The 3,217-nt window shown below is 74.2% G+C and carries 2 protein-coding genes; both read right to left on the bottom strand.

Going from position 1 to position 3,217, the window contains the following annotated elements; genetic code table 11:
- Nucleotides 1-510: 510 nt before the first annotated feature.
- Nucleotides 511-1,017, bottom strand: coding sequence for a MarR family winged helix-turn-helix transcriptional regulator (locus IF23_RS0130710; protein WP_030289581.1), 507 nt, complete (start codon nt 1,015-1,017; stop codon nt 511-513).
- 54 nt (nt 1,018-1,071) lie between these two features.
- On the bottom strand, nt 1,072-3,138 hold the full coding sequence (locus IF23_RS0130715) for an FUSC family protein (RefSeq protein ID WP_078654377.1): 2,067 nt from the start codon (nt 3,136-3,138) through the stop codon (nt 1,072-1,074).
- Nucleotides 3,139-3,217: the final 79 nt, after the last annotated feature.

Below are 3,217 nucleotides of genomic sequence, written 5' to 3' on the forward strand. Positions count from 1 at the left end.
AGATCTACACAAGGAGTATCGTCGGCAGCGTCAGATGTGTATAAGAGACAGCACCCACCCCGAGCCCGACCCTGACCCCCACACCGACCCCTACGCCCACCCCGACTCCGACCCCGACTCCGACCCCGAGTCCGACGGAAACGCCGACGCCGACCCTGACCCCCACGCCGACGCCCACCCCGACCCCGTCGCCCACGTTCACGCAGCCCACGGCCTCGCCCAGCCCGACGTCCACCCCGCGCTGCGGCTGGCACTGGATGGGCTCGAAGTGGGTGTGGAACTGCTCGGGGGGATAGCGGTCCGAGCCGCCGCGCCGGGCGGGGGAGCGGCCGAGGGGCAGCGGCTGGACAAGGGTGAGGGCGAGGCCGGTCGGTCGCCGTGCGGCCGGTGGCGACGGCGAGCGGTGACCACCGTGGACGTTGGCCACGGCGGAAGCCGCGACGGCCGTGCCTCCGGCCGCCGCGGCTTCCCCGCCTTTGACGCATCACCGGGCCCCCGCCCGCGGCGCCCTCAATCCATCAGGCTGCCCAGGCGGCCTTCCAGGACGACGAGGAGTTCGCCCAGCCCCTCGGAGAGTTCGTCGCGGCGCCGCTCACCGACCCCGCCGAGCAACGTCGCCTCGTACGCCAGCTGTTCCGGCAGGATCCGGTCGATCAGATCGCGGCCCTCGTCGGTGAGGGAGAGATGGGCGACCCGGCGGTCGCGGTCGTCCACCCGGCGGCTGAGCAGCCCGCGCGCCTCCAACTGCCGCAGCCGCTTGGTCACCGCGGCGCCCGACGCGAACGTCTCCCGCGCCACCCGGCCCGGCGTCAGCTCCCGGTCCATCCGGCGCAGCGTGCCCAGGATGTCGAACTCCGGACGGGACAGCCCGGCCCGCCGCAGCGGCGCGTCGGCCGCCTGCTGCAACAGCGCCGAACAACGGTTCAGCCGCCCGATCAACGCCATCGGACCGGTGTCGAGCCCCGGATGCACCTGCTGCCACTGACGCAGCACCCCCGCGACGATGTCCTCGGCCACCCGGCTCTCCTCTCGCCCTCGTACGGCGTCGGCCCGGCTCAGCTCACCGTCGTGTCACCGTCGTACGCCGTCAATTGTGCCTGCCGCGGCCATCGGTTCCGGCACGGGCCGGACGGACGGCACCGCCCCGGCCAGCCGCCGCGCGAGCAACGCCAGGGTGCGGTGACCGTGCTGTTCGGCCCGGGCCACCCGCTCCTCCGGCAACGCCCGCTGCCACCACTCACCCGACGCCACCTCGACGGCCTCCCGCAGCTCGGCCAGCGCCCCGGCCAGCCGGTCCCGCGCCCAGCCGGTCTCCCGCGCGTGCGCCGCACCGGGGACCGCGTCCGCCGCGAGCAACTGCCCGGCCGCGGCCTGCGCCGTGGCGGTCCGCTCCAACGCCGCGCCGATCCGGTCACCGGCCCGCCGATTGGTCACCAGCACACAGCAGACCAGCCCCAACGCGGCCCCCACCAGCGTGTCGATCCACCGGTCCGCGACGAGCACCCGGGCGGGCAACGGGCTGCCGAACTCCGTCAGCAACAACGCCATCGGCGTGACGCACACCGACCCCAGCCAGTAGTTCCGGGTGATCCACGCCTCCGCACCGAACTGGAAGACCAGCGCCAGCGTGATCATCGCCGGATGACCGGTGTGGATCACCGGCAGCAGAAGCGTGAACACCACCAGCCCCAGCAGATTCCCCACCGACCGCTGAAACGCCCGCTGCCAGGAGAGCGTCGTGTTCGCCTGGAACACCGACGCCGCCGTGACCACGGCCCAGTACGGATGCCCGACCCCGAGCGCCATCGACGCCCACCCGGCCGACGCACATCCCACGGCGGTCCGCACCCCCACCGGAAGCAACGGCGAGCCGCCCCGGAACGCGGCTGCCACGGCCCGCCATCCCCGCACCCGCCCGGGCGCCGGACAGCGCGGACCGTAACCGGGGGAGCCGCAGGTCACAGCGGTTCCCGGGGCAGGGCTCCCGGCACCGCCGACGCCGTCCTCGGCAGTGCTCCCGGGCTGCCCCGGGCCCTCGGCGCGCCGACCCGTCCAGCCCTCGCCCCCGTCCTCCTGTGACCGGGCCAGGCCTGCGTCCGGGGCCACGTGGGGAACAACAGGTCGGTCGATGCGGTGCCGGTCGCGGTGCGCGCCCGGCTGCTCCGCCTGCCGGTGGTCCAGCTCCACACCGGCCAGCTCCGCCTGCTGTGACGGCGTGAGCGCCACCACGGGAAGCGGCCCGCCACCCCGGACCTCCTGCGCCCACCGCCCGAACAGCTCCGCCTCAGCGGGCGTTCCCGGGCCGGTGTCCCCGTCCGCCCCGCTCAGCACGGCCTCGGCCCGGATCAGCAGCCGCTCCAGTGCGGCCCGCGCCCCGGCCTTCGCGGGCGTCCGCGCGGGAACCAGGAAAACCGTGTGCCACGCGGCGTTCACCGCGGTCGCCGTCGCCTGCCGGGCCCGCACCACCGCACCCTCGGCCGCCCCGGGCGCCTCCGTACGGGCCGCCGCCTCGGCGCGCAACTGCGCCGCCGCGGCCTCCAGCGCCCGAGCGGTCGCGATCCGCTCCGGCCCCCGCGGCCGTACCAGCGCGGGCGCCATCCCGACCAGCCACGCCACGGCCCCCGTCGCCAGCGCCGGCACCAGATGCAGCGGGACCTCGGAGATCCGCTGCGGTACGAAGAACGCCGACGCCGCGATGAACGTGAAGATCAGATTCCCCGGCGGCCCGATCCGCGTCGCATCACAGACCACCTTGTGCACCGCGGCGAGCACCGAGGCCAACGCCACCAGCACCACGGCGGACGAGATCAACGACGCCGCCGTCAGCGCCGCCCCCAGGCTCGCCACCATGCCGAGCACCACCCACGGCAGGGTCCTGGCCCGCGCCGCATACGGCAGACCGTGCCCGTAGAGGGCGCACATCGCCCCGGCCGAGGTGTACAGCACCAGATCCATCCGGCCCAGCGCGAAGAGCGTGACATCCGGGATCGCCAGCGCCACCACGGCGCTCAACGCGGGCTTGTGCCAGATGTCCACCGGCCGCCGCAACCGCACGGAACTCCGCACCGGCAACGGCCGCACCCCACTCAACAGCGCCCCGCCCCCACGCTTCCCACCCACCTTGCCGTGCTTACCCATACAAGAAGATTAACAGGTGTTTTACTCGTAAAAGATACGCCGAGCGTCACGTGGGGGTGGGGGAGGGGGAGGTACGGGG

Source organism: Streptomyces catenulae (assembly GCF_000718015.1).
GTDB classification, from domain to species: Bacteria; Actinomycetota; Actinomycetes; order Streptomycetales; family Streptomycetaceae; genus Streptomyces; species Streptomyces catenulae.

What these genes read in the sequence shown, in the direction of transcription:
- IF23_RS0130715 (WP_078654377.1), bottom strand. Translation starts at nt 3,138, where the DNA reads ATGGGTAAGCACGGCAAGGTGGGTGGGAAGCGTGGGGGCGGGGCGCTG.